The 24,887-nt window shown below is 37.9% G+C and carries 21 protein-coding genes; 11 read left to right on the top strand and 10 right to left on the bottom strand.

The window, feature by feature from the left end:
- Positions 1-81: 81 nt before the first annotated feature.
- Complete coding sequence (locus BTO08_RS19760; RefSeq protein ID WP_105062291.1) at positions 82-567, bottom strand: hypothetical protein; 486 nt, start codon at positions 565-567, stop codon at positions 82-84.
- Between the two features lie 148 nt (positions 568-715).
- On the opposite strand from BTO08_RS19760, the gene msrP reads away from it, so the two are divergent.
- From msrP to BTO08_RS19790, 6 genes are all read left to right on the top strand, one after another.
- Positions 716-1,729, top strand: coding sequence for a protein-methionine-sulfoxide reductase catalytic subunit MsrP (gene msrP, locus BTO08_RS19765; RefSeq protein ID WP_105062292.1), 1,014 nt, complete (start codon positions 716-718; stop codon positions 1,727-1,729).
- A 2-nt stretch (positions 1,730-1,731) separates the two neighbouring features.
- On the top strand, positions 1,732-2,397 hold the full coding sequence (gene msrQ / locus BTO08_RS19770; protein ID WP_105062293.1) for a protein-methionine-sulfoxide reductase heme-binding subunit MsrQ: 666 nt from the start codon (positions 1,732-1,734) through the stop codon (positions 2,395-2,397).
- A gap of 190 nt (positions 2,398-2,587) precedes the next feature.
- Entirely contained in the window at positions 2,588-3,229 is a 642-nt protein-coding gene (locus BTO08_RS19775) for a hypothetical protein (protein WP_242446310.1), read from the top strand.
- A 112-nt stretch (positions 3,230-3,341) separates the two neighbouring features.
- Positions 3,342-4,670 (top strand): MATE family efflux transporter, encoded by a 1,329-nt coding sequence (locus BTO08_RS19780; RefSeq protein ID WP_105062294.1) that lies wholly within the window; start codon positions 3,342-3,344, stop codon positions 4,668-4,670.
- Between the two features lie 289 nt (positions 4,671-4,959).
- Positions 4,960-5,601, top strand: a complete 642-nt coding sequence (locus BTO08_RS19785; RefSeq protein ID WP_105062295.1) for an outer membrane beta-barrel protein — start codon at positions 4,960-4,962, stop codon at positions 5,599-5,601.
- A gap of 546 nt (positions 5,602-6,147) precedes the next feature.
- Positions 6,148-6,363: a hypothetical protein gene (locus BTO08_RS19790; RefSeq protein ID WP_146108450.1), complete on the top strand. Its 216-nt coding sequence runs from the start codon at positions 6,148-6,150 to the stop codon at positions 6,361-6,363.
- 415 nt (positions 6,364-6,778) lie between these two features.
- Here the strand turns inward: BTO08_RS19790 and BTO08_RS19795 are convergent, their stop codons facing one another.
- The 5 genes from BTO08_RS19795 to BTO08_RS19815 form a co-directional block, all read right to left on the bottom strand.
- Complete coding sequence (locus BTO08_RS19795; RefSeq protein ID WP_105062297.1) at positions 6,779-7,243, bottom strand: hypothetical protein; 465 nt, start codon at positions 7,241-7,243, stop codon at positions 6,779-6,781.
- 1 nt (position 7,244) lies between these two features.
- Complete coding sequence (locus BTO08_RS19800; protein ID WP_198038512.1) at positions 7,245-8,024, bottom strand: winged helix-turn-helix domain-containing protein; 780 nt, start codon at positions 8,022-8,024, stop codon at positions 7,245-7,247.
- A gap of 199 nt (positions 8,025-8,223) precedes the next feature.
- Positions 8,224-9,618 (bottom strand): peptide MFS transporter, encoded by a 1,395-nt coding sequence (locus BTO08_RS19805; RefSeq protein WP_105062299.1) that lies wholly within the window; start codon positions 9,616-9,618, stop codon positions 8,224-8,226.
- A 408-nt stretch (positions 9,619-10,026) separates the two neighbouring features.
- Positions 10,027-10,983 (bottom strand): electron transfer flavoprotein subunit alpha/FixB family protein, encoded by a 957-nt coding sequence (locus tag BTO08_RS19810; RefSeq protein ID WP_105062300.1) that lies wholly within the window; start codon positions 10,981-10,983, stop codon positions 10,027-10,029.
- Positions 10,983-11,816 carry an electron transfer flavoprotein subunit beta/FixA family protein gene (locus BTO08_RS19815; RefSeq protein ID WP_105062301.1) on the bottom strand — a complete coding sequence of 278 codons (834 nt, stop codon included), beginning with the start codon at positions 11,814-11,816 and terminating at the stop codon, positions 10,983-10,985. Before BTO08_RS19815 ends, BTO08_RS19810 begins: the two co-directional genes overlap by 1 nt.
- A 131-nt stretch (positions 11,817-11,947) precedes the next feature.
- Here BTO08_RS19815 and BTO08_RS19820 point away from each other — a divergent pair, with 131 nt between their 5' ends.
- The 3 genes from BTO08_RS19820 to BTO08_RS19830 all read left to right on the top strand — a co-directional run bounded on the left by BTO08_RS19820 (position 11,948) and on the right by BTO08_RS19830 (position 17,462).
- On the top strand, positions 11,948-13,657 hold the full coding sequence (locus BTO08_RS19820) for an electron transfer flavoprotein-ubiquinone oxidoreductase (RefSeq protein WP_105062302.1): 1,710 nt from the start codon (positions 11,948-11,950) through the stop codon (positions 13,655-13,657).
- Between the two features lie 382 nt (positions 13,658-14,039).
- Entirely contained in the window at positions 14,040-16,337 is a 2,298-nt protein-coding gene (gene pflB / locus BTO08_RS19825) for a formate C-acetyltransferase (RefSeq protein ID WP_105062303.1), read from the top strand.
- 291 nt (positions 16,338-16,628) lie between these two features.
- Complete coding sequence (locus BTO08_RS19830; RefSeq protein WP_105062304.1) at positions 16,629-17,462, top strand: C13 family peptidase; 834 nt, start codon at positions 16,629-16,631, stop codon at positions 17,460-17,462.
- 135 nt (positions 17,463-17,597) lie between these two features.
- Here the strand turns inward: BTO08_RS19830 and murP are convergent, their stop codons facing one another.
- Together murP and murQ are read right to left on the bottom strand one after the other, a co-directional pair.
- Entirely contained in the window at positions 17,598-19,052 is a 1,455-nt protein-coding gene (murP, locus tag BTO08_RS19835) for a PTS N-acetylmuramic acid transporter subunit IIBC (RefSeq protein ID WP_105062305.1), read from the bottom strand.
- 31 nt (positions 19,053-19,083) lie between these two features.
- Entirely contained in the window at positions 19,084-19,989 is a 906-nt protein-coding gene (murQ, locus tag BTO08_RS19840; protein WP_105062306.1) for an N-acetylmuramic acid 6-phosphate etherase, read from the bottom strand.
- Positions 19,990-20,242: 253 nt separating this feature from the next.
- On the opposite strand from murQ, the gene BTO08_RS19845 reads away from it, so the two are divergent.
- The gene (locus tag BTO08_RS19845; RefSeq protein ID WP_105062307.1) at positions 20,243-21,094 is read left to right on the top strand and encodes an SIS domain-containing protein; all 852 of its coding nucleotides are present in this window, start codon (positions 20,243-20,245) and stop codon (positions 21,092-21,094) included.
- A gap of 67 nt (positions 21,095-21,161) precedes the next feature.
- Here BTO08_RS19845 and BTO08_RS19850 read toward each other — a convergent pair whose 3' ends face one another.
- Positions 21,162-21,677: a GNAT family N-acetyltransferase gene (locus BTO08_RS19850; protein ID WP_105062308.1), complete on the bottom strand. Its 516-nt coding sequence runs from the start codon at positions 21,675-21,677 to the stop codon at positions 21,162-21,164.
- A 159-nt stretch (positions 21,678-21,836) separates the two neighbouring features.
- On the opposite strand from BTO08_RS19850, the gene BTO08_RS19855 reads away from it, so the two are divergent.
- Positions 21,837-22,640 carry an arylamine N-acetyltransferase family protein gene (locus BTO08_RS19855; protein WP_105062309.1) on the top strand — a complete coding sequence of 268 codons (804 nt, stop codon included), beginning with the start codon at positions 21,837-21,839 and terminating at the stop codon, positions 22,638-22,640.
- Positions 22,641-22,804: 164 nt separating this feature from the next.
- Here BTO08_RS19855 and BTO08_RS19860 read toward each other — a convergent pair whose 3' ends face one another.
- Positions 22,805-24,601: a GTP-binding protein gene (locus BTO08_RS19860; RefSeq protein ID WP_105062310.1), complete on the bottom strand. Its 1,797-nt coding sequence runs from the start codon at positions 24,599-24,601 to the stop codon at positions 22,805-22,807.
- Positions 24,602-24,887: the final 286 nt, after the last annotated feature.

Here is a 24,887-nt window from a genome sequence, read left to right on the forward strand (position 1 = left end):
TCTACATTCAGCGTACACATGTAAGCCAGAATATATGCGCTATTTACGACTATCAATAGATAAGCTGCATTTTCATACGACCTACTCGACTAATGTGATACCTGCCACATCATAACGCGCTGAAATCTGATTATAGTGTTTATGCTCTCGCTGGTAAAAGCTTATCGGCATTGCATCTCGTAGCCCTTGCTTGGATAAATAAGCATATTCTTCACGTGTCATTACTACATACTTCAATTGCTCATTTAATAAATTACGCAAGCCTTCAATAGTCAAAACATCATCTCTTACCATGGCTTTCATATAGCCAATTATTACAGATAACGGCACTAACATATCTCTAATAAGCAATTTACGATCCATGATCTTAGCTGCATTTGTTGTTCGAATACCTATATCAAAAATTGCTTGCCAATCAGGCTTATCTTGTTTGGTTACGGCACCATAGGTAAAACAGTAATACGCTTCTATGAATGCTTTAAGATGATGATACCGCTCCGCATGCACTTCAATATAGATATGCTGTAGTTCAAGATCAGCGTCATATGAATGTCTTACCACCTTCATTCCTCCAAAATAAAAATTCATTATATAGCATCTAATACTCAGACTTTTTACGTACTATTTATTGAGATTTCAAATAATTTGTATCGTATGAAATTTTTACAGCTTTTATCAGGTCTACTAATTTAAGCCATTTTTTGTAGGGAACGTTATGCTAATTAAGAGAACAAACAAATGGGATTTAAGTGAAAATGATGTCACGCCAGAGTCCATTTATCATCAACGCCGCGATATTTTAAAAAAGTTGGGTATTGCAGCAGCAAGTCTTCCGTTAGCCTCTAATGCAACGGCGGGTATTTTTGATGTGTTCTCAAATGACGATCAGAAAACAATCGATAACCGTCGTCCACTTTCTACAATAAGATCACCGTTATCTGATCCAAAGCTTTCACTTACACCAGAAAATAAGATCACTCAATATAATAACTTTTATGAGTTTGGTACGGATAAATCATCACCTGCTATTCGAGCTGAAAATTTTGTTACCGATCCATGGCAAGTAAAGATTGACGGTCTTGTTAATAAGCCTTTAACGCTTAACTATGATGACTTATTTTCTTTGTTTCCATTAGAAGAGCGCATTTACAGGCTACGTTGTGTCGAAGCATGGTCTATGAATGTTCCATGGATTGGTTTTAGCTTAAGCGATATTATTAAACGTGCCGATCCTACTAGTCGCGCGAAATATGTCGCGTTTCAGACCCTCTATGATCCAAAGCAAATGCCAGGACAAGCATCTCGCTCATTAGGAGGCGGTATTGATTATCCGTATGTGGAAGGATTACGCCTTGATGAAGCGCTACACCCTCTTACACTCTTATCTGTTGGGTTATATGGTCAGACTCTCCCGCCACAGAATGGCGCTCCACTCCGTTTAGTTGTACCTTGGAAATATGGCTTCAAAAGCATTAAATCGATTGTACGTATTACGTTAACGGACAAACAACCACCAACAACATGGAACATGTTAGCGTCAGATGAATATGGCTTTTATGCCAATGTAAACCCAACAGTCGATCATCCTCGTTGGAGTCAAGCAAGTGAACGTTTTATAGGAGAAGGTAATATATTCAGTAGTCGACGTCAGCCTACCACCATGTTTAACGGATATGCGGATGCTGTTGCGAGCTTGTATAAAGGTATGGATCTAAAAAGGAACTACTAATAATGAAATCTCAAAGAAAGAAGCGTTTTTTAAAGCTAAACCCTAAACATATTACTTATCTGAAAGTAATAATTCACGCCGTTAGCTTATTCTTTCTTATTGTATTAGTTCTCCAAACATTCAATGGTGGTTTTGGTGCCGATCCAGTTAAGGACATTGAGCACTTCACAGGAAAAGCGGCATTGAATACATTATTCATTACTATGCTTATTAGCCCTATTGCTATGTACTTAAAACAAGGGGCTTTGGTAAAAACACGGAGAGTATTGGGCTTATATAGCTTTTTTTGGGCATTGCTACACTTGAGTGTTTATGTCTCGCTTGACTTAGGATTTGACTGGGCTTTAGTCGGTGAGGAAATCACTCAACGTCCGTATTTAGCTATTGGCGCAATTAGCTGGCTAATTTTATTATTATTGACTTTGACTTCTACTCAGAAGTTACAACGTATACTGGGAGCACGCTGGCAAAAACTTCATAACTGGGTATACCTTGCTTTAATATTGAGCCCAATTCATTATTTATGGTCTGTCAAATCTGGTATTACTGAGCCAGTCATCTATATCGTTATTGCAAGCTTGCTTTTATTAAGTCGCAGAGACAAATTTAGACGTGGATTAGCTCATATTGGTGTCAACAGAGGTCAGAAAACGACGACATCAAATTAATCCACACAACACCTATTAATTTTAGTGAATGCTTTTCACTGTCTAGTAACCTGTACCTAAATCCCAATTGGTACAGGTCTTTTTTTATCTACTCTCTATATATCATTAAAACTTCAAGTATTACATGACATTGCAGAATTTTATGCTACGATAAACTTCTTGCATCTTTAGTTGTTGTATATGTTATTTCATGAAGGCCATTCATTTGTTCAGTGATATTTTAGCAACGAGCGTTGAGGAATTTGCTCATGATTGCATGTTGCTATGTGAGCAACACTACCCAACGATTCATAGCCGAGGCATGCAAGAAGATCATTTAGCTAAAACGCTTTGCCGCCGTATTGCAACTAATTGTGCACAACAAAACGCACCCCTCAAAATTACTCACATAGACAAAAGCCAACATACATCGCAAGCTATCTACTGCTTACAGCACGAACACTCATATATCTGGGTGATTGCTCATCACTTCATTAGTGCCAATAAAGCCCGTAGAGATGCATTACTTAGTACCATTGAGCAAGTACAACGTAACTTTTCTACTAATGGTGAACACTACCTAATGGTGATTGCAGATCACTGGTTTGATCGCAGTAAAGCGAGTAAGGAACTCCCCGCTTGGTGGCTTGGTGAATTACCTGAAAATCATCTTGAATATGCTGCAACAGGAATAAAGCTTCAATACAGTGAGAGCAGTTTTACTGAATCGGTAAAACAACGCTTTCATTTAATAAATGGCAGCATGTCGATTAAACATCCTTTTGTTCGTCATAATAATCAATCCCCTGTTTTACGTTATATCTTCTTAACTGCAATTTATAAGATTGACTAACTCACCATTCCGATTGAAAATGCGCCAAATTTTTAATCTAACCGAATAAGTATGATGTAACTTAAACGGTTTTTAGTGTGATATCTCCTATCACCATACACGGAATGTTCTTATGTCTGTCTCCTCATCTCAACCGTTATCATTACGTGATGATTCTATTTTTCGTTTATTCTGGCGTTATACACTCCCAACTATCGCTGCTATGTTGGTTACCGGCATTTATGTTGCTGTCGATGGTATGTTTGTTGGTCACTTTATTGGTGAAGACGGACTCGCAGCAATCATACTTGGCTATCCCATTGGATCTATTCTTTACGCCATAGGTGCACTTATTGGTATGGGTGCATCGGCATTAGTTTCGATAAAACTGGGGGAAGATAAAACAGACGAAGCTAGAAAAATTGTTGGGAACGCATTCAGCTTATGCCTAATTGCTGCAATGATTATTTGTGGATTAGGAATCACATTTGGCACAGATATACTGCAATGGGTTGGCGCTGAGGGAAGAATCCTATCTATGGCTGAAGATTACCTCTTCTGGTACTTCAGTATGGGTTTCTTTGCCATCATCTCAATGGCATTTTCATCACTATTACGTAATGATGGACAACCCAAACGTGTAACATACATCATGATTTTCGGTGGTCTGCTGAATATCTTCTTAGACTGGCTATTTATTGTGGTGATCCCCTGGGGATTAACAGGCGCAGCTATTGCCACAATGCTATCTCAAGCTGCCACCAGTATATTGTGTTTACAACATTTCTTTAGCGATAAATCGACACTACGAATTCATTGGGACAGCCTAAAACTTAAACTTGATACCTGCTTACAAATATTAAAACTCGGAACATCAAGTTTACTCATGTACATGTACCTTTCTGTCGTACTGATTTTACACAACAAAGCTTTCTTGATGGTCGGTAAACCGATTCATGTCGCAGCCTACGGCATCGTGAGCTATACGGAGGCTTTCTTCTATTTAATTTTCGAAGGCATTGCATTAGGCACACAACCGATCACGAGTTTTAATACAGGTGCAGGTTTAAAAGATCGTGTGATCAAAGCACGAAACCTTGCTTTTGCCGTTACTCTTGCTGTCGCGCTTATTGGCGTCACAATCCTCTATAGTTTACCCGATTATGTCGTGTATTTATTCGCAGGTGATAATCAACTGCTTCAACCTGTTGCTATAAACGGTATGCACCTTTATTTCTGGGGATTACCTTTCGAAGGGTTATTACTCATTGGTGCGACCTATTTCCAATCAATTAACATGGCAAAAGAAGCGTCGATATTAACTGGTGGAAAGTTAATCCTTATCTCTATCTTCATCTTTACGTTCGCGCATATTTTTGGCGTTAACGGTGTATGGGTCGCATTACCTTTTTGTAGTTTTCTTCTAACCAGTTGGATGATTATTAAAATCAGGAAAATTTAACCGTTAACACGGTAGTTGGTATTTAACATCACTACCGTTTTCTATTAAAAGATGATTGTCGCCAATTTTAGCGAGGAAAAAACCTAAAAAAAACAAAAAATAATAATATAACCATCTGATTTTAATTGCTTTATCATTATTCCTTACTTATCTTTTCTATTCACTTAGCATTCTAATCATTCCGCATTAATCTAGCTCTCGTTCCAAAGACACTGGTTACTTTTCCGAATCCTTTACAGTAACTGCTGATTTTGGGACATGTTATTTTAATAAATACGAGTGAATAAGAATGAAAAAAATTCTAACCCCTGTGGCAATCCTAGTTTCAACTTTTGCAGTCACAGCTGCCCATGCTGAAGCAAAGGTAGATTATTTTGCTGGTGTAGATGCTGGTGTAAATTTCGGTGCGAAACAGTCGAAGAAAACCGATCGATATACGCTAAATCAGAAAACTAAAGCTGCACCAGTTTATGGTATTCATGGCGGTGTTACGATTGATGATCATCACCGAGTTACACTAGGCTACAACCACAGCGAGCAAAAACTGAAAGAAGCAGTTAATAAAAAGCATTTTGATTCGATTTCAGCAGCTAAAAACGGTGTAGATACATTAAAATTGCAATATGATTATGTTTACAATCTAACAAACAATATTAATATTACAGGAGGTACTCACTTAGGATATCAGTGGTATGGCAAAACTAAGGATACAGGTAAATTATCTGATAAAGATCGTCCAAAATATAATAAACATTTGGATGGCATGATCTATGGTCTACAAACAGGTATTGAATATAATATTGACCAGTGGACAATCGGTACTGAATTAGGTTACTCATGGAAAGATCAAAATAATTACTACGGTGATCGTACAAAAACTAAGAATTCTGGTGAAGGAACCTTCTTAACAAGTGTTTCTTACCATTTTTAAAAATAAATAACGAGCCAGCTCTTAAAGGCCATTAGAAAGGAATCTAATGGCCTCCCCCTCTAAATAAATCGTAGCACCTTTGACTAAATGAATCGTTAACGTGAGCTCTTCATATATTCGTTTTATTTTCTAGTAACACTAAGAGAACAATAGGTTCATTTATCTACTTTGATTTTTTAACGAATCCTAAATTACGTTTATCAGAGTCAGTAAAAATTAAAATAATCAAAGTTAAATTTTAAAAAATAGAACTTAGTATAAATATGAAAAAGACATTATTATTAGCTATTTCCTTAATTGCGTTAATTGGTTGTTCAACAGTTTCAAATGCAAGAGTTGTTAAGAGAGTGGTAACTTCACAACACGGATTGGTTGTTCAACAGTTTCAAATGCCTAGAGTTGTTAAGAGAGTGGTAACTTCACCTCACGAGTATGTATAAAAAGTAGTTAAGTACAATCGCTGGGGTGATAAAGTTGTAAAAAAGACCAAGTGTCATCATGGTCAATGTAATACGGGTAAAAAATAAAATAGGATTTAATATATATATGAAAAAGACATTATTATTAGCTATTTTCTCAATTTCTTTAATGGGTTGTGCACCACTTTCAAGTGCCAGACCATATAAGAGAGTAGAAATTTCACATCACGGTCATGTAAGAAAAGTAGTTAAATATAATCGTTGGGGTAATAAGGTTGTGAAAAAGACCAAGTGCTATCATGGTCACTGTAAAACAACAAAAAAAGAAATAGTAAATTGGTAATAAGGTTTTGAAAAAGACCAAGTGTCGTCATGGTCACTGTAAAACGACAAAAAATAAATCATATATTAATATTTAGTCATTATGAATAAAGGCAAGTAATATTGCCTTTTATTATTGTTTAAGTTTTTTCCATACAATGCGTTCAGAACTGCTTTAGCGGTTAACTTATCACTATTCGGGATAAGATAATAATCGATCACGATTCCAAATTTATCGACAGAGCCACAGATTCCCCTTGTTATCTTTTATTAGTTGCTAAACTAATGCTGTTAAATACTTCATACTGAATAATTCATACTTATTTAAAATCAGATATCGTTTAATTTTTACTTCATCTGAAAAGAAAACTGAGCAATAAATATTTATATACACACTAATGAGTAATAATTTAACGTTAACTTGGTTAAAGTAAAATCTAATCTTGTCTTATAAACATTTGAACTTGTTTGTTTTTACCTATTTCAAGTATAAAAATATTTCTATCTTCATAAATGATTTTAAATGTGGGTTTAAAGTTTTGTTTTGACGCAAAGAGTAGTCTTGTATATAGCTCTGCTTCTTTTAAATTGATAAGTTTAGCCTGTTGTAATACTTGTAAGTCAGAGTGAACAGTGTACTGCCCGTCCACATAACTTAAAATTTCGCCTTTATCACGAAAAATGGCCATGTCATCTATACCACTTCCCTCTAAATAAATATCTGACGTGTAATCACCATGATCAAATTTCAATTTTATTAACGAGTTCCATATACCTTTTGATTGAGAGTGAACATGAAGTTTAGATATGAATACACCGTCTTTGCCATAATGGTCAAAGGTCACATAATTTGAATACAAAAACACACAAACAGAAAAAATAAATAAAACTATTGTTTTCAAACTATATTTCCTCAATTTCTATTTTCTTGAGCTCTTGCGTAAGGTGTTTTTCATCGAGAATTAAACTTCCCCCCAACTTAGTATCATTATTAAAATATGAAAAGTTGTAATGATCACCAACTTTATCAATCATAAAAATACAATTGCACTTTTTTTCCGCAAGTATAGTTTTTATCTTTTCGGGAATAATGAAACTTTTAGGTTTTATTATTCTATGAGTAAAACCATTGTTCGTAATATCAATCGCACTATAGTCATTATTTAAGAATTTACGATAGTCATTTGGTAATTTACGAAATAGATTAAACGCGGAATATGCGAGTAGAGCTATAGATAAAACTAAAAGCCCTTGCTTTATAATGAAAAATGATTTTTTAAAAGGTAATTTTTGAGCTTGATAGCCAACATTATTTTCGCTAGGTAAAACGGTTGAAGTCTCGACTTCATGTTCTAGTTTATCTTCTGCAAAACTTGTTTGTTCAAGGTCAAGCCGATAGCCAACACGAGGAACAGTTGCAATGATTTCATCATTCGGGAAATAAGTAGAAAGAGATTGGCGAATTTTCGCGATAGATTTTGTTAAAGAAGAATCTGTAACAACGGTATGCTCCCAAGCAAAGGTTTTTAACTCTTCTTTTGAGACAATCTCGTTTTGTCGTTCAAGCAACAGTGTCAATAAGCGTGACTCTGTATAAGTCAAAAGATGTTGTTGGCAACTATCTGATAATAAACCTTTTTTAGAATCAAATTTAACATGATTTATTTGATAATTCGTTGACATGAAAACCATTATTCAAAATTAACCTAACCACAAATTTACAATTATTACGTAAGTTATAGAAAGATATCACATTACAATTCTATTAACCTTAACAGCCCAAGTAGTAGCTCAAGAAAGAACCAATTAATTAATAATATAACAAAAAAGCCCATAGCTATTCCTAACTATGGGCTAAACGAAGAGATGAATCGTTTAAATTTTAATTTGCTTCTGCAAGTGTAGCTTCCGCTTCTTTCATTGCAGTCGTTGGTTGACCTTCTGCACCGTGCATCCAGTCAACTAACTTACCTGAGAACACGATAAGAATAAGACCTGATAGCGTTGCAGCAATTGCGATACCACCAAAGATAGATAGCGCACCGGCATCGCCAATATGTGAACCAATAATACCCGCCGCATAGTTCGCTAATGCGTTAAACGAGAACCACACACCCATTAGTAGTGAACATAATCGTAATGGTGCAAGTTTCGTTACCATCGATAAGCCAATTGGTGATAGACATAGTTCACCCAGTGTATGGAATAAATACGCACCTACAAGCCATAGCATTGATGTTTTTACTGTTAAATCACCACCTTGTTCTAACGCTGCTCCCACCATGAATAGAAAGCCAATTGCTAGGAAGAACAATGCAGCCGCAAATTTAATTGGTGAGCTTGGCTCCTTCGAACCCATTTTTACCCATAATGAAGCGATAACAGGCGCTAAAGTAATAATGAAGAACGGGTTAAGTGATTGGAACCACTCTGTTGGTACAGTAAAGCTACCAATAATACGATCTGTATACTGTTGGGTGTAAATGTTCATCAATCCACCAGCTTGTTCAAAGCCAGCCCAAAAGACAATAACGAACAGACCCATAACCATGATAACTTTTAAGCGATCACGTTCAACTTTTGTTAATGGCTCTTTTTTACCTGATTTGTTTTTTGCTGCATCACGTTTAGCCGCAGCTTCAATACCAATATTACCCAAGTAACGACGTGCAAATAACATTTGAAGCGTTAAACCAATACAGATACCGATACCTGCAGTTGCAAAGCCTGCTTTATAACCCCAGATTGTTACAGCTGTACCTGCAATAATACCAGCAAGTAGCGAACCTAAATTGATACCCATATAGAAAATGGTAAATGCACCATCACGACGGTTATCACCTTCCTCATAAAGATCACCAACCATAGTGGAGATATTGGCTTTAAATAAACCATTACCGATGATCATCAAGGTCAAGCCAGCATAAAAAACATGCAATGCAGAATCCCCAACAACCGAGTTAGGAAGTGCAAGTACAAATTGTGCTGCAGCCATTGCCACACCACCTATCATGACGCAACGGCGTTGTCCTAAAAAGTTATCGGCAATCCAACCACCGATTAAAGGAGTAAGGTAGACAAGTCCGGTATAAGTCGCGTAAAGACTTAGCGCATCTTTTGCTGTCCAGCCAAAACCACCGTCCATTGTTTTTGAAGTTAAATAAAGGACAAGAATGGCGCGCATGCCATAAAAGCAAAATCGCTCCCATAGTTCAGTACCAAACAATAAGAACAACCCCTTAGGGTGTCCTAGTAATGTGCTAGAGTCTCTTCTCATAATTATTCCTTTTAATCAGATTTCTATTCAAAATATGAATGCAGGAAATGTTATAAGGGATAATTATGCGCAACTCAAATTAAGCATAAAATCTCGTTGAGGATTTTTTATGACAAGCAATTGATATTAAAACAAAACAATAAAACAACAAAATATAGTGAAAAATAATATTGCAAATACGAGGCAGTTGTAAAAACTAGCTATCACCAATTAACCAGTGTTTTACACTAAATCTTGACACACCTGACAAGTTTAATATTGTTTGTTTTATTTATTTGAACTTAAACACAAGATAAATGTTTGTTTGTCGTGATTTTACAAAACAAAACATAAAAACAAACAACTAATTAACATTGATACAAAGGTATAGTCTAGACACTTAAACATAGAATTTTATCCCAGAGCACCTTATTCACATTGTTGAATAAAATGAGGTATTAGTTCAAATAAGTCCCCCACTAAACCATAGTCGGCATAAGAAAAGATACTCGCATCAGGATCGCTATTAATAGCAACAATCACTTTTGCATCTTTTATCCCGGCAATATGTTGAATTGCCCCCGAAATCCCAATGGCAATATAAAGGTCTGGAGCTATAATTTTCCCAGTTTGCCCTACTTGGTAATCGTTAGGTACGAATCCAGCATCCACGGCTGCTCGAGAAGCGCCAACCGCGCCATGTAAGGTGTCTGCTAATTGCTCAATCAATAAAAACCCATCTTTGCTTGCAACACCTCGCCCACCTGCGACCACAACACGTGCAGTAGTAAGATCTGGTCGCTCATGGTTACTTGTTTGCATACTGACAAATCGGGTATGGGTTAATGGGTGACCTATCTTTAACATTTCTTGCTCGGTGTGTTGCTCCGATAACCCACAAGGCTCGAAACTGGCACCACGAATCGTCGCTACCATTAGAACTTCACAAGACTTAACCTCAACCGTTGCGTTACCGGCATAAATCGGACGAACTACAGAATCTAAGCCAGTAAATTCCATCACATCGGATAATTGCTCTATATACAACATCGCAGATACTCGCGGTAATAGATCTTTACCTGATGTGCTACTGCTCATAAAAATATGACTATAGTTCGATGCAAGATCCTTAATAACCTTAGAGACGTTTTCTGCTAAACCATGCTGATAACAAACATCATCCACCAATAACACCTTATCAATATCGGTTAACTCTGCTGCCTGCTGTGCAACACACCCACATTGAAAACCAACCACAAGAATATGAATACTTAAATCGCTGTTAAAACGCCGTAATGAAGCAGCCGCAGTGACAACTTTACGTGTAGCTAACGAGATATTCTGATGATCATGCTCTGCGATAATCAAAACGTTTGCTGTCTTCATTAGATCACCTTTACTTCATGACTTAACTTATCAATAAGTGCATCGACATTGTCGACCATAACCCCTGCTGTCCGTGGTTTTGGCGCGTTATAGCGAAGTATTGTTTGGGATGTTGTCTTTATCAGATTTTCAAGCGATGGGTACTGCAAGCTATTTTTGTTAATAAAGTCTTGCAACGAAATGGTCGTTAATGGTTTAGCTTTCGCTTTCATAATATTTGGAAGTGATGCAAATCTGGGTGTATTAAGTCGTAAATCACAGCTAATCACACAAGGAACTTTAACCGCCAAAGTTTCAAGACCACCATCGACTTCACGGGTCACAATAAGCTCATCTAATATCGAAGGGTTGTCATAGTTAATTTCTGAAGCATAAGTCGCTTGTGGGCAGTCTAATATTCCTGCCAGCATTTGAGGTGTTTGATTGTTATCGCCATCAATAGACTGTTTCCCCATTAACACCACATCAGTCTTGTTCTCTATCGCTAATACAGATAACAGCATGGCTATTTTAAGCGGGGTGATAATTGTTACATTGTCACTTTCAGTTTGCTTTGTATTGATATGAATAGCGCTATCAGCCCCTAGTGCTAATGCCGTCCTTAATGATTCATTGCAACTATCATCCCCAATACAAACAACAACGACCTCAGACGCTATTCCTTGTTCTTTAAATTGTACGGCTTGTTCAAGTGCTATTGCACAAAAAGGATTAATGGTTTTCTTCACATTATGATCGTCAATACCACTATTATCATCCTTAACACGGATCGCTACATAAGGATCAACCACACGCTTAATCGCCACTAATATACGGATTGTAGATTCTGCCATATCGCATACCTCTAATAAGAAGTCGTTGATTTAACGGCTAATACTGGAATGTATTTGTTTCTTTGAGCCTAGTTGAATTTACGTTTACGTCAACTGAACTATAGTTAAATAAAGCAATAAAGGAGTCATCTATGGCAGAGGAAGAAAGTGCTCAAGACAGTATCTCTTTTGATGTTTTAATAGTCGGCGCAGGACCTGCCGGGCTTGCTAGTGCTATCCAGCTTGCTCAATTAGCTAAAGAGCATCAACGCCCATTCTCTATTGCTGTAATAGAAAAAAGTGCCGAAATCGGCGGACATATTTTATCTGGCGCCTTGTTTGATCCCCACGCACTCAACGAATTATTACCAAACTGGCAAGATACTGATTGCCCAGTCCGCACCAAAGTAAAATATGATGATTTTTATTGGTTAACAAACTCACAATCAATATTTTCAATCCCACCTTTATTACGTCCAAAAGTGTTTGAAAATCACGACCATTACATTATTAGTTTAAGTGAGTTATGCCGTTGGCTAGCAAAACAAGCCGAACTATTGGGTGTCGAAATCTACCCAGGCTTTTGCGCTGACAAAATACAGTTTGAACACCAAAGGAGTGACAGCGTAACAAGCGATAATGCCGATTTACCCATTTATATGAGCACCGTAAAGGGGATTACAACCAAAGCAATGGGATTAGACAAACAAGGTAACAAAAAAGAAAACTATCAACCCAGTATGCTGATTAACGCGCGTTACACTATTTTTGCCGAAGGTAGTCGAGGGCATTTAGGAAAAGCACTAATAAAACAACTTAAGCTCGATAAGCACAAACAACCGCAACATTTCGCATTAGGGATAAAAGAAATTTGGCAGGTTCCCAAGCAACAGCATCAACAAGGAAGAGTTGTGCATAGTTTGGGGTGGCCACTAAGCGAATCAAGTTCAACAGGTGGCGCTTTTATGTACCATCTTGATGATAGCCATATCGCAGTGGGGCTTATTACCGACTTAAACTACCGTAACCCCTACCTTAGCCCGTTTGATGAATTTCAACGGCTAAAGCATCACCCTCTATTTGCGCAAGTTCTTCAAAACGGAAAACGAATTGAATACGGTGCAAGAGCTATTACCAAAGGTGGTTTAGCCTCTCTCCCCAAACAGTCATTCCAAGGCGGCGTATTAATAGGCTGTGATGCTGGTACCCTGAATATGAACAAATTGAAAGGCTGCCATACTGCAATGAAATCTGGCATGTTAGCGGCAAGCGCGGTATACAGTGAATTAATTAGAGATCATACCCATACCGAGCCTTGCTATAACGCTCTTTTTGAAAGCAGTTGGCTGTATGACGAACTCCATCAAGCGAGAAATACGACCGCAAATATCCATAAATTCGGCCAACTGACTGGCGCTATCGCAACCTATTTAGAACAAAGCCTATTTAGTGGTCGTGCAAAATGGCAACTGAATAACAACGTGCCTGATCATGCTTGCCTACTGCCTATATCAAAAGCAAACAAGATAAATTACCCGAAACCAGACAACCAATTAAGCTTTGATAAAACATCTTCACTCTATCTTGCTTCTATTAGCCACCCAGACGATCAACCTTGCCATCTTCACTTACAAGATCTTCAAATCCCAATAAGCCAACACCTAAAAGCGTTTGATGAACCTAGCCAACGTTACTGCCCTGCTGGCGTATATGAAGTAATAACAGAAAATAACCAAGCTAAATTTCAAATTAATGCAGGGAACTGTTTACAGTGCAAAGCCTGCGATATAAAAGACCCTTCTCAAAACATTTCTTGGACACCACCAGAAAGCGGATCTGGGCCTAATTATAGAAAAATGTAATAGGCCTAAACTTTTTTTGAATTAAAATTCGCAAACACCACAAAACGCTTCTAAAATCACCCCTAACCTAAAAACAGCTAATATACTGTTTTTAATAAACAAAATTGTTTTTATAGCACATACACATCAAATACATGCACAAAATGCATCATAAAAATGAAAACCATTCATTTTACTCATAAACCTATAAATCATAATATTTATCTCAAGCCAAGAAGCAGTGAAGACAGCGTAATTACGACTGTTGAATAACTAAAAATACGCTTCAAAAGCAGTGAATAAAAATCAGCCGATCGTGCTCAACACACATCAGATTTTAAGTTTATGGTGAGTCAGTCTCATCATAACGCATTCGCATATATCACCTATTGAGGTAAACATTATGACAATCCCTACTACAGAAATGTTAGAAGCGTGGAAAGGTTTTAGCGCGGGCAACTGGCAGCAAGAAGTTAACACTCGTGACTTCATCCAAACTAACTACACGCCTTATGAAGGGGATGAGTCTTTCCTAGCTGATGTTACAGAAACAACAACATCACTATGGAATACCGTTCTAGAAGGTATTAAAGAAGAAAGCCGCACTCACGCGCCGGTTGATTTCGATACTGATTTACCATCAACAATTACTTCTCACGATGCAGGCTACATCAACAAAGATCTAGAAAAAATCGTAGGTCTACAAACTGATAAACCACTTAAGCGTTCAATCATCGCTAACGGTGGTATTCGTATGGTGAAAAACTCATGTGAAGTATACGGTCGCAAGCTTGATGAAAGTGTAGAGAAAATCTTCACTGACTACCGTAAAACACACAACAAAGCATGTTTCGACCTATACACTAAAGAAATTCTAGCATGTCGTAAATCTGGAATTATCACAGGTCTTCCAGATGCTTACGGTCGCGGTCGTATCATTGGTGACTACCGTCGTCTAGCGCTATACGGTATTGATTTTCTAAAAGCTGACAAGCAAGAACAATACAAGTCAACTCAAGCATTCCTAGAGCAAGGCAATGATCTAGAAAAAACACTTCGCCTACGTGAAGAGTTAGCAGATCAAGTTCAAGCACTAGAAGACATCCGTCAAATGGGCTTGAAATACGGCATCGATATGTCTGCTCCTGCTCGCACAGCACAAGAAGCGATTCAGTTCACTTACTTTGGCTACCTAGCAGCGGTTAAATCTCAAAACGGCGCAGCAATGTCACTAGGTCGTACATCAACATTCCTTGATGTATTTATCGAGCGTGATATTCAAAACGGCTTGATCAACGAGCAAGAAGCGCAAGAGATGATCGACCACTTCATCATGAAGCTACGTATGGTTCGTTTCTTACGTACACCTGAGTACGATTCACTGTTCTCTGGCGACCCAATCTGGGCAACAGAAGCAATGGCTGGTATGGGTGTTGACGGTCGTACTTTAGTAACAAAGAGCACATTCCGTTACCTACACACACTACACACAATGGGTCCTGCGCCAGAGCCAAACATGACTATTCTTTGGTCTGAGCAACTCCCTATTGCCTTTAAAAAGTACGCAGCGAAAGTATCGATTGAAACATCATCTGTTCAATACGAAAACGATGATCTAATGCGACCTGATTTCAACAACGATGACTACGCAATCGCATGTTGTGTAAGCCCACAGGTTGTTGGTAAACACATGCAGTTCTTTGGTGCACGCGCTAACCTTGCAAAAGGTCTGCTATACACCATTAACGGCGGTATTGATGAAAAATCTAAAGCACAAGTTGGCCCACAAGTAGCGAAAATTGAAGATGAAGTATTAGACTTTGATTCACTAATGCCACGCTTTGATTCAATGCTAGATTGGTTAGCAACACAATACGTGACAGCACTAAACATCATCCACTACTCTCACGACCGTTACAGCTACGAAGCATCACTAATGGCATTAATGGATCGCGATGTACGCCGTACTATGGCATGTGGTATTGCAGGTCTTTCTGTTGTTGCTGATTCACTATCTGCAATTAAATTTGCGAAAGTAACACCAGTACGTGACGAAGATGGCGTAGCAATCGATTTTAACATCGAAGGTGACTACCCTAAATTCGGTAACAACGATCCACGTGTTGATGATATCGCTTGCGACCTTGTTGAGCGCTTCATGAAGAAAATTCAGAAGATGCACATGTACCGTGAAGCAATTCCAACACAATCAATCTTAACCATCACATCAAACGTTGTGTACGGTAAGAAAACAGGTAATACACCTTGTGGTCGTCGTGCTGGTATGCCTTTCGGCCCTGGTGCAAACCCAATGCACGGTCGTGATGAAAACGGTGCGGTTGCATCGCTAACATCTGTATCTAAACTACCATTTGCTTACGCGAAAGACGGTATCTCATACACCTTCTCTATCGTGCCAAATGCATTAGGTAAAGATGAAGAAACACAGAAACAAAACCTTGCAGCACTAATGGATGGTTACTTCCACCACGAAGCAGCAGGCGCAACAGATGGCATCGAAGGTGGTCAACACCTAAACGTGAACGTATTAAACCGTGACATGTTACTTGATGCTGTTGAGCACCCAGAGAAATACCCACAGCTAACAATTCGTGTTTCTGGTTACGCAGTGCGTTTCAACTCATTGACTCGTGAACAGCAACAAGACGTGATTAGCCGTACCTTTACTAATAAGATTTAATAAATAGCTACTACATTGGTAATATCCGACTACCTACCTAGGTATTACCATTTTGCCGCCATAGTTTAACCCAGCTATGGCGGCTTTTTTATTCATTATTTACAGAAGATTTATAATCGCGAAATCTACTCTTTCAGCTACTAAATTAACAAAGGTTTTATGCTTACAATGTAAATAAATGCATTACAAATGAGGTTGTGAACTCACTCGATAAACTGTATTTATTGCTCTAATTTAAGTCTCCAGTTTCGTATAAAGAGCTATCGATGACTAAAAAGATCAAGAAATAACATGTTAAATGCAATCATTCAGCTCATTACTTCTGTTCCTAAATTAATACTTATCGCACTTTCTTTCGCGATTCTTTCAGGCTGTGCGTCGAAGGAACTTCTACTAGCTCAACCATCTTTGGTTGAACAGCAAACTTCAAAATTATTACCACAACGCCCAAATAAAACAGACTTATATTTTGTAGGTTTTGCGGCAGACTCTAGTCAGAACGTATTTAGTAAAGAAGTTAAATATGCACAACAGTTATTTGATAACAAATTTGATACCAAAGGACGCTCTGTTACATTGATTAATCACTCATCAACTATCAATGAAGCTCCGATGGCTACACTATCGAATCTTGATAATGTATTAAAAAATATTGGTAACACTATCGAGAAAAATGAAGATATTGTTTTTCTTTTTCTGACTGGACATGGTTCTTTTGAAAAAGGCTTACACTCTAAATTTTGGCCGCATCACAAAGAGTTAATAAAACCCAAAGATCTTAAAAAATCCCTCGTTGAGTCAAAAATAAAGTGGAAAGTTGTCGTGGTTTCATCGTGTTTCTCAGGACAATTCGCTAATGAAATTGCAGATTTACATACTTTAGTTATTACAGCGAGTAATCCAAACCAACCATCATTTGGTTGTACAAACACCTCTGAATTTACTTATTTTGGTGAAGCTTTCTTTAAAGAACAGCTTGCACAAAATGCTTCATTTATAATGGCCTTCATCGCGGCAAAAGCCAGAATCACAGTTAAAGAAAATAAAATGGGATTCGAGAATTCACAACCAATGATGATTACGTCAAAACCTATTATCGATAAGTTAAAAGAAATATCTCAATAATATTATTATTTCAGACTATGTCGTTCTCTGAAGTAACAAACAACAAAGCGGAGCCTTTTGCTCCGCTTTTTATTAATACATCCGTTATGAATTAGATTTTCATTTTCTCAACAACGGCTCAATAACGATTTAGTATTAACTTAAATCGACATTTTTCGTACCAAAGAACCATGTTGCTACAAAACCTACAATATAAGCGATCAGCAAACCAATGGTGAATATTGCCATTCCAGCAAAGATACCAGAACTTGAGGTCATTAGAGGTAAAGCAACAATACCAGATGGACCAAATACTGTGTTTAAACCAATCGGTAATCCCAGGTACGCTACTAACCCAATAAAGAAACCACCAGCAGAGCCCCCCACACATGCAGTAACAAAAGGTTTAACCCGTGGTAATGTCACACCATAGATAAGCGGCTCGCCGATACCTAATAATCCAGGAATGAGCGCCCCTTTGACCTGCACACGTAACAAAGATTCTTTTTTCGCTTTAGCATATAAAGCCAGTGCTGCACCTACTTGCCCTGCTCCCGCCATGGCTAAAATCGGGAAAAGTGAGTTAAACCCTTGTGCGTCCATAAGTGCAAAATAAACAGGAACAAAACCTTGGTGGATACCAAACATTACTGAAATTAAGAATAAACCTGCTAAGATCGCACTGCCGAATGGATTACCATTTAAGTTAATAAATAACCATGACATGCCTTTAAATAGCTCACCACCAATTGGCATGATAATCACAAAGGTCACTGCCCCCATAATCAACAAGGTGATCATAGAAGTTAAAATCATATCTAAATTATCTGGAATAAATTGGCGGACTTTTTTCTCAACGCCAGCACCAATAATGGCAGCAATCAGAACCCCTATAATATTGCCTCGTGGATCTATACCATTGCCGAAAAAGTCGTTCATTCCAGAGAAAATGCCAGACGTTGCATCTGGGTTGTAGCCGAGTACGAACAGTGAAGCCAAAATTGCACCGTTAACCCCCGAACCGCCAAACGCTTGTTGCGCGTTGTAACCAATAAGAATACTGAGGAAACTGAATAAGCCTTTACTAAAGACTTTCATATAAGCGATTAAATCAAGTAAATGTGCACTAGGTGATGGCTGACCAGTCACAAATAATTGTTCTAGTAAGGTAGCTATACCTAATAATAACCCTGCGGCAATGAAACCGGGAATTAAAGGCGTAAATATGGTTGCAAACTTGCTCAAAAAGCGTTGTGCAGCACTTGTTTGTTTTTTCTTTAATTGCTGTTTATGTGCAGAAGCCACATCTTTCAGATCAGTATTATTCTTAGGTACTTCAGTTTCATCTACCTGATCATTATCAAGCATGTTATTCATCATTTCAGCTGCAGTCTGTGCTTTACCTGGGCCTAAAACGATCTGAAGTTGATCATCGCTTTCTACTAATCCCATCACGCCTGTAATGCGCTTAATTGAATCTCGATCCGCTAAACTGTCATCTTTTAAAGTAAGGCGTAATCGCGTCATACAATTACCGCATTTGATAACGTTCGCTTTACCACCAATTGCAGTGATTATTTCTTGTATCATTGACGCTGTTATTTTGGCCATCTTATGCTCCTTAATAAAACCTATTGTTTGATCATTCTTGGTCTAAAAGTGCATGACGAATAAAGCCATTATGTTTACCGAGTTTTGCTGCCGCCAACTCAGCATCAATATTAAGTAAAATCATAAGGATTGCGGTTTTACAATGGTTATTACACTGCGCCAATGCCTCTGCAGCTTTTGATTCACTACACCCTGTAGCTTCTACCACAATATTATGTTGACGTTGAATAAGTTTTGCATTGGTCGCTTCAACATCGACCATCAAATTACCAAAGACTTTCCCAGTTCGGATCATTGCCCCTGTGGTTAACATATTTAGTACTAGTTTCTGCGCTGTACCGGCCTTCATTCTTGAAGAGCCCGTTACCACTTCAGGTCCAACAACAGCTGTTAATGAAATATCTGCGATCTGCGTCATTGCACTATTCGCATTGCAACTTAATGTAGCAACGGTTGCACCGATACTTTTTGCGTAATTCATTGCACCTAAGACATACGGCGTACGTCCGCTTGCAGCAATACCAACAAGCACATCTTTTTCATTAAAACCAACCTGTTGTAAGTCACTAGCTCCTAATTCAACATTATCTTCTGCATTTTCAACTGCCTTTAAAATCGCTGTATGTCCACCAGCAATTAAACCAACCACCAAGTCGGGATTAGAGCCATATGTAGGAGGACATTCACTGGCATCTAAAATACCTAATCGACCAGACGTACCTGCACCGGTATAAATCAAACGTCCACCAGATTGGAAAGCATTAGCGATAAGATCAACAACCTTGGCAATTTCAGGAATAATGGCTTCTACTGCAAGTGCCACTTTCTTGTCTTCTTGATTGATAACTTTCAACATCTCAACCGTTGATAGCATATCGATATTTTCACTATCTTTATTTCGGCTTTCTGTCACTAAGGTTGTTAAGTCAATTTTCATCATCAGCTCTCTTCACTTGGAGATTAGGTTTGAGAGGCATCATATAGAATAAAAAATTCGATTAAGTGACAATAATCACAACTAAAATTATTCATTTCATGCCAAAATTAAAGAATAAAAATAATCAACCTTACAAAGCAGAACACATTGAAACAATAATTATTTATTATTTTTCAAAACCTTAATAACCACACATGTAATGAGAATAATTTCTCAACTCATTGAATAATTAATTCAAGAAAATTAGGTCTATATGAGTATTTTAGAGCGAATGCAAAACCAAAGAAGTAGCTTGTCGAGTAATGGAGTGAAGATATTAGACTTTATTCTTAAAGATCCAGCTTCGTTAAGCAACTATGTCAGCCAAGATTTAGCGGTGAAAGTTGGCGTTTCTCAATCTGGCGTGATCAAATTTGCTCAACGACTTGGCTTTAAAGGGTTTACCGCTTTAAAACTTGCCATTATCGAAGATCTTGCTCATAAGAATGCAATCCTAGAACCCAAAAGACCTATTCATAACAAGATCCATAGCGATGATTCTTCAATAACGATTGCACAAAAGTTAATACAAGAGAAAACACACGCTATGATTGCGACAACCAACGCTATCAACTTTTCAGAATTTGAAACTATCGTAAAGCGGCTAAATCAAGCGGATCGTATTCAAATTGTAGGTATTGGGGGTTCAGCATTAACCGCCAAAGATCTCACCTTTAAGCTGTTAAAATTAGGTATTACTGCACTCACTGAACAAGATACACATGTGCAAATCGCAACAGCGAATACATTAACGAAAAACGACATACTCATCGCAATTTCATTTTCAGGAAAACGGCGCGAGATAATAATGGCAGCACAATCAGCTTACGACAAAGGCGCGACAGTCATTGCGTTAACAAATATAAAAAAGAGCCCCTTACGGCAATTAGCCCACTATACGATTGACACTATTGCCGATGAAAAACAATTTCGAAGCTCTTCAATTTCTTCGCGAACTGCACAGAATGTTATCACTGATCTACTCTTCATGGCCTTATTACAGCTTAAAAGCGATGATGCAAAACTACTTTTAAGTGATATATCATCAGTCATTGATAGAATTTAACTTAATAATTACTAATACAACATTCTGCAAATGTATTTTAATGTCAGACCGTGTCATTAAAGTGAGCTTATAATGTAGAAAGGTAAACACAAACCTCACGCTCTTTTCCTTGCATGTGGTTTATCTGATTACCTTTATAGGTGACGCCAAGCTTGTTGATAACCGATCTTGAACGTGCGTTATCAGCTAAATGGGTTACTTGTAACTGTGTTAAGCCACGATGCTCTTTCATGTACGAAACTAATAAACTTGACGCTTCAGTCGCATAACCATTCCCCCAAAAAGGAACACCCAGCCAGTACCCTAGCACACCTACGCCATTTTCTATTTTCGGGAAACTAACCGTACCAATGACTTCCATTGTTTGTTTTAAAACGATGGCGTAAACAATACCTGTACAGCTTAAGAACATGTTGCTATGCCGCTGAATCCAAGTGTGTGCATCCGACACACTGTATGGATAAGGTATATTTGCTGTCATGTCAGAAATTCTTTGATCACTTAGCAAGTTAGCTACTCGTTCAGCATCTGTTAGCGTAAATGGTCTCAGAATTAAGCGTTGGCTTTCTATCGTTTGCTGCATCACATTAGGCTCCGTTTCCATAATGATGAAATATATGGCTTAAGTGTAAATAATATTCAGCTCCCCCTTGACCTCAACTTAACTTGAGGGTGCAAAGTCGCTTTAACAAATGAATGTATTGAAGCATTCCCTCAGCAAGAACAAGTTTAGAGATCCAATATGAATAAAGAAATGCTATCAGCTTATTTAGAAAAAATCGGTTTTCAAGGAAACACATCCCCTGATTTAACGACTCTATTCGCTCTGCATCAAAGTCAACATAGCAGTATCCCTTTTGAAAATCTTGATATCGTCAATGGTCGTACTGTCGAACTTGATGAAGATAAAATCTTTAATAAGCTCGTTTATTCGAATAGAGGCGGATATTGCTTTGAATTAAATAGCTTAATGAATCGCGTACTTAAAACGCTTCAATTTAATGTTGAGAAAAAGTTAGGTAGAGTCCACTTAACTGAAAATCCATCAGGTCGCGGGCATTTAGTCAATATTGTGACTTTCAATGAACAACAATGGCTCGTTGATACTGGTTTTGGTTCAAATACCCCCAGAGCACCACTACCAATTAAGTTTAATCAAGTGCTAAAAGTAGAGGAACAAACCTTTAGATTTATCGAAGATGCGTTCTTTGGAATGATGTTGCAATGTAAAGTTCAAGAGCAATGGATAAACCAATATAGCTTAGACATGAGCTATGTCTGTGATGGCGACATTGAATATGCCAATCATTATGCATCCACTCATAGCAACTCACGATTTACAACTCAAGTAGTTGCAGTAGCAAGAACAGAGCATGGCAATAATATTCTCTTAAATAATCGTTTGAAGTTAACTCATGCCGATGCCGTTACAGAAACTTTTATCAATGATGTCGCGTCTTTTCATCAAATATTAAAACAGCACTTTGGTATCGATAATCCAGTGCAATTAGAAAAATTCGAACAATACTTAATCATTGATAAGTAAAAACTAATAGCCTAACAAGCAATGAATTATCTCTACAATTAAATAGATTATTGCTATAAATGTTAGACACAAAAAAGCCCAGCAATACTTGCTGGGCTTAAAGTGGAATTACGTTTAAAACATGCGCTTATGCACAATAACGTTTAAACCTATTTTGTTGAAAACTAATAGCTGTACATCGCTTTTCTAAGACGAATAGCTTTTGGCGTTACCTCAATCAGTTCATCACTATTAATCCACGTTAGCGCTTGCTCTAAACTGAAATTCATAATGGCTTTCATGGCATAATTTTTATCTGCCACTGTTCTCCACATACGAACGAGGTTCTTGCCTTGGCGGCAGTTCACCCATAAATCGGTGTCATTAGACGCAGCTCCAATAATTTGCCCTTGATAAACCTGATCACCATGGTTAATCATCAATCTTCCTCGCTCTTGCAACGAAGATAAAGAGTATATTAAAGCTTTACCAATACCGTTTGAGACCAATACACCTTCACGCCTACAACCGATATCTCCCACGATTTTTTTACCGTAGCCAACATCTTCCTTATGAATGCTTGCTGAACCTTCAGTCAAACTTAGTAAAGTATGTCTAATACCTAACAATCCACGTTTAGGGCCTAAGAATAATAATCGCTGATGACTATTATCCAATGGCTGACTATGCTCGAATTGTGCTTTACGGTAAGCCATCTCTTCAATAACCTTGCCCATAAATTCATTGGCACAATCAACGTAACATTTCTCGTAAGGCTCTTGCGTCTTACCTGCATCGGATTTCATCAAGATCGTCGGACGAGATACAGAAAACTCGTACCCTTCTCGACGCATACTCTCAATTAATACCCCAAGGTGTAATTCACCACGACCTGAAACTTCATATACTCCAGCCTCTTCTGCCTCAGTAACATGCAGAGAAACATTGTGTGAAGCTTCGAGATATAAGCGTTCCGCTAATTCTCGAGATTGTAATACCTTACCTTCTTGTCCTGAAAAAGGAGAATCATTCACGCTAAATTTCACAGAAACAGTCGGCGTATCAATTTCTAGTGCTTCAAGCTCAACATGATTGCCACGTGAAGTAACAATATCTGAAATCGCAATATCAGATATCCCTGTTAAGGCAATAATATCGCCAGCCACACCGTAATCAACGGCAACACGACTTAATCCTTGTTGATGATAGACTTCCTTGATCTGACAGAAACGTGCATCTTCATCAGGCGCATTAACCGCAACTTTCTGACCTCGATGAAAGGATCCTGATATAACACGCCCTATCCCAATCAAACCAAGATATTCCGAGTAATCAAGTTGATGAATTTGAATAACAGGTTCTTGTTCAACGGTTACCGTTGGTGAAGCTACATTATCAACTAACATGTCTAACAATGGCGCCATGCCATTTTCAGTATCAGCCACACCAAAGGCGTCATAGGCAAATGCTTCTTTCGCTGAACATGATACTGCTGGAAAATCGAGCTGCTCGCAATCAGCACCTAGCGTTACAAACAAATCATAAAGTTGATCAATTGCCTTTTCTGGCTGTGCCTCTGGACGATCGACTTTATTCACTGCAACCAATAGTTTCAAACCTTTATTTATCGCTTTTTGAGCAACAAATCGTGTTTGTGGCATCGGTCCTTCAACTGCGTCAACAATAACAAGTACCGCATTTGCCATATCTATAACACGTTCAACTTCGCCACCGAAATCAGCATGTCCAGGTGTATCGATAATATTTATTCTTACCCCTTTCCAGTCAATAGCCGTCACTTTAGATAATATAGTGATGCCTCTTTCTTGCTCTTGGGCATTACAGTCCATCACTAATCGTTGTGTGCTTTCTCTACGTGTTAATGCATCAGCTTGTCTTAATAGTTGATCTACAAGTGACGTTTTGCCGTGATCAACATGAGCAACAATCGCAATATTACGAATGTCTTTAGTATTTAACATTTTGTTATCCCCATATCGATGTGATGGCAACATCTTACATGGGTTCAACAAGCACCTAATAACGACATTTAGACTATAAGTATCAATTTAAGGACATTTATTAAATTAACTATTGGGGGTAATGGGTTATATTTTTTATGTGTAATCCACAGAGACTTTGCAACGACAGTAAAATTTATTCCCCGTATACATTCAATAAAGCTTCATTCGACTTTGGCTAAAACATGATTTTCAAATTTTCAACGCTATTCAGCATTCCATATCACTGCACACCTTAAAACTGTTG

Source organism: Photobacterium angustum (genome assembly GCF_002954615.1).
Taxonomy (GTDB): domain Bacteria; phylum Pseudomonadota; class Gammaproteobacteria; order Enterobacterales; family Vibrionaceae; genus Photobacterium; species Photobacterium angustum_A.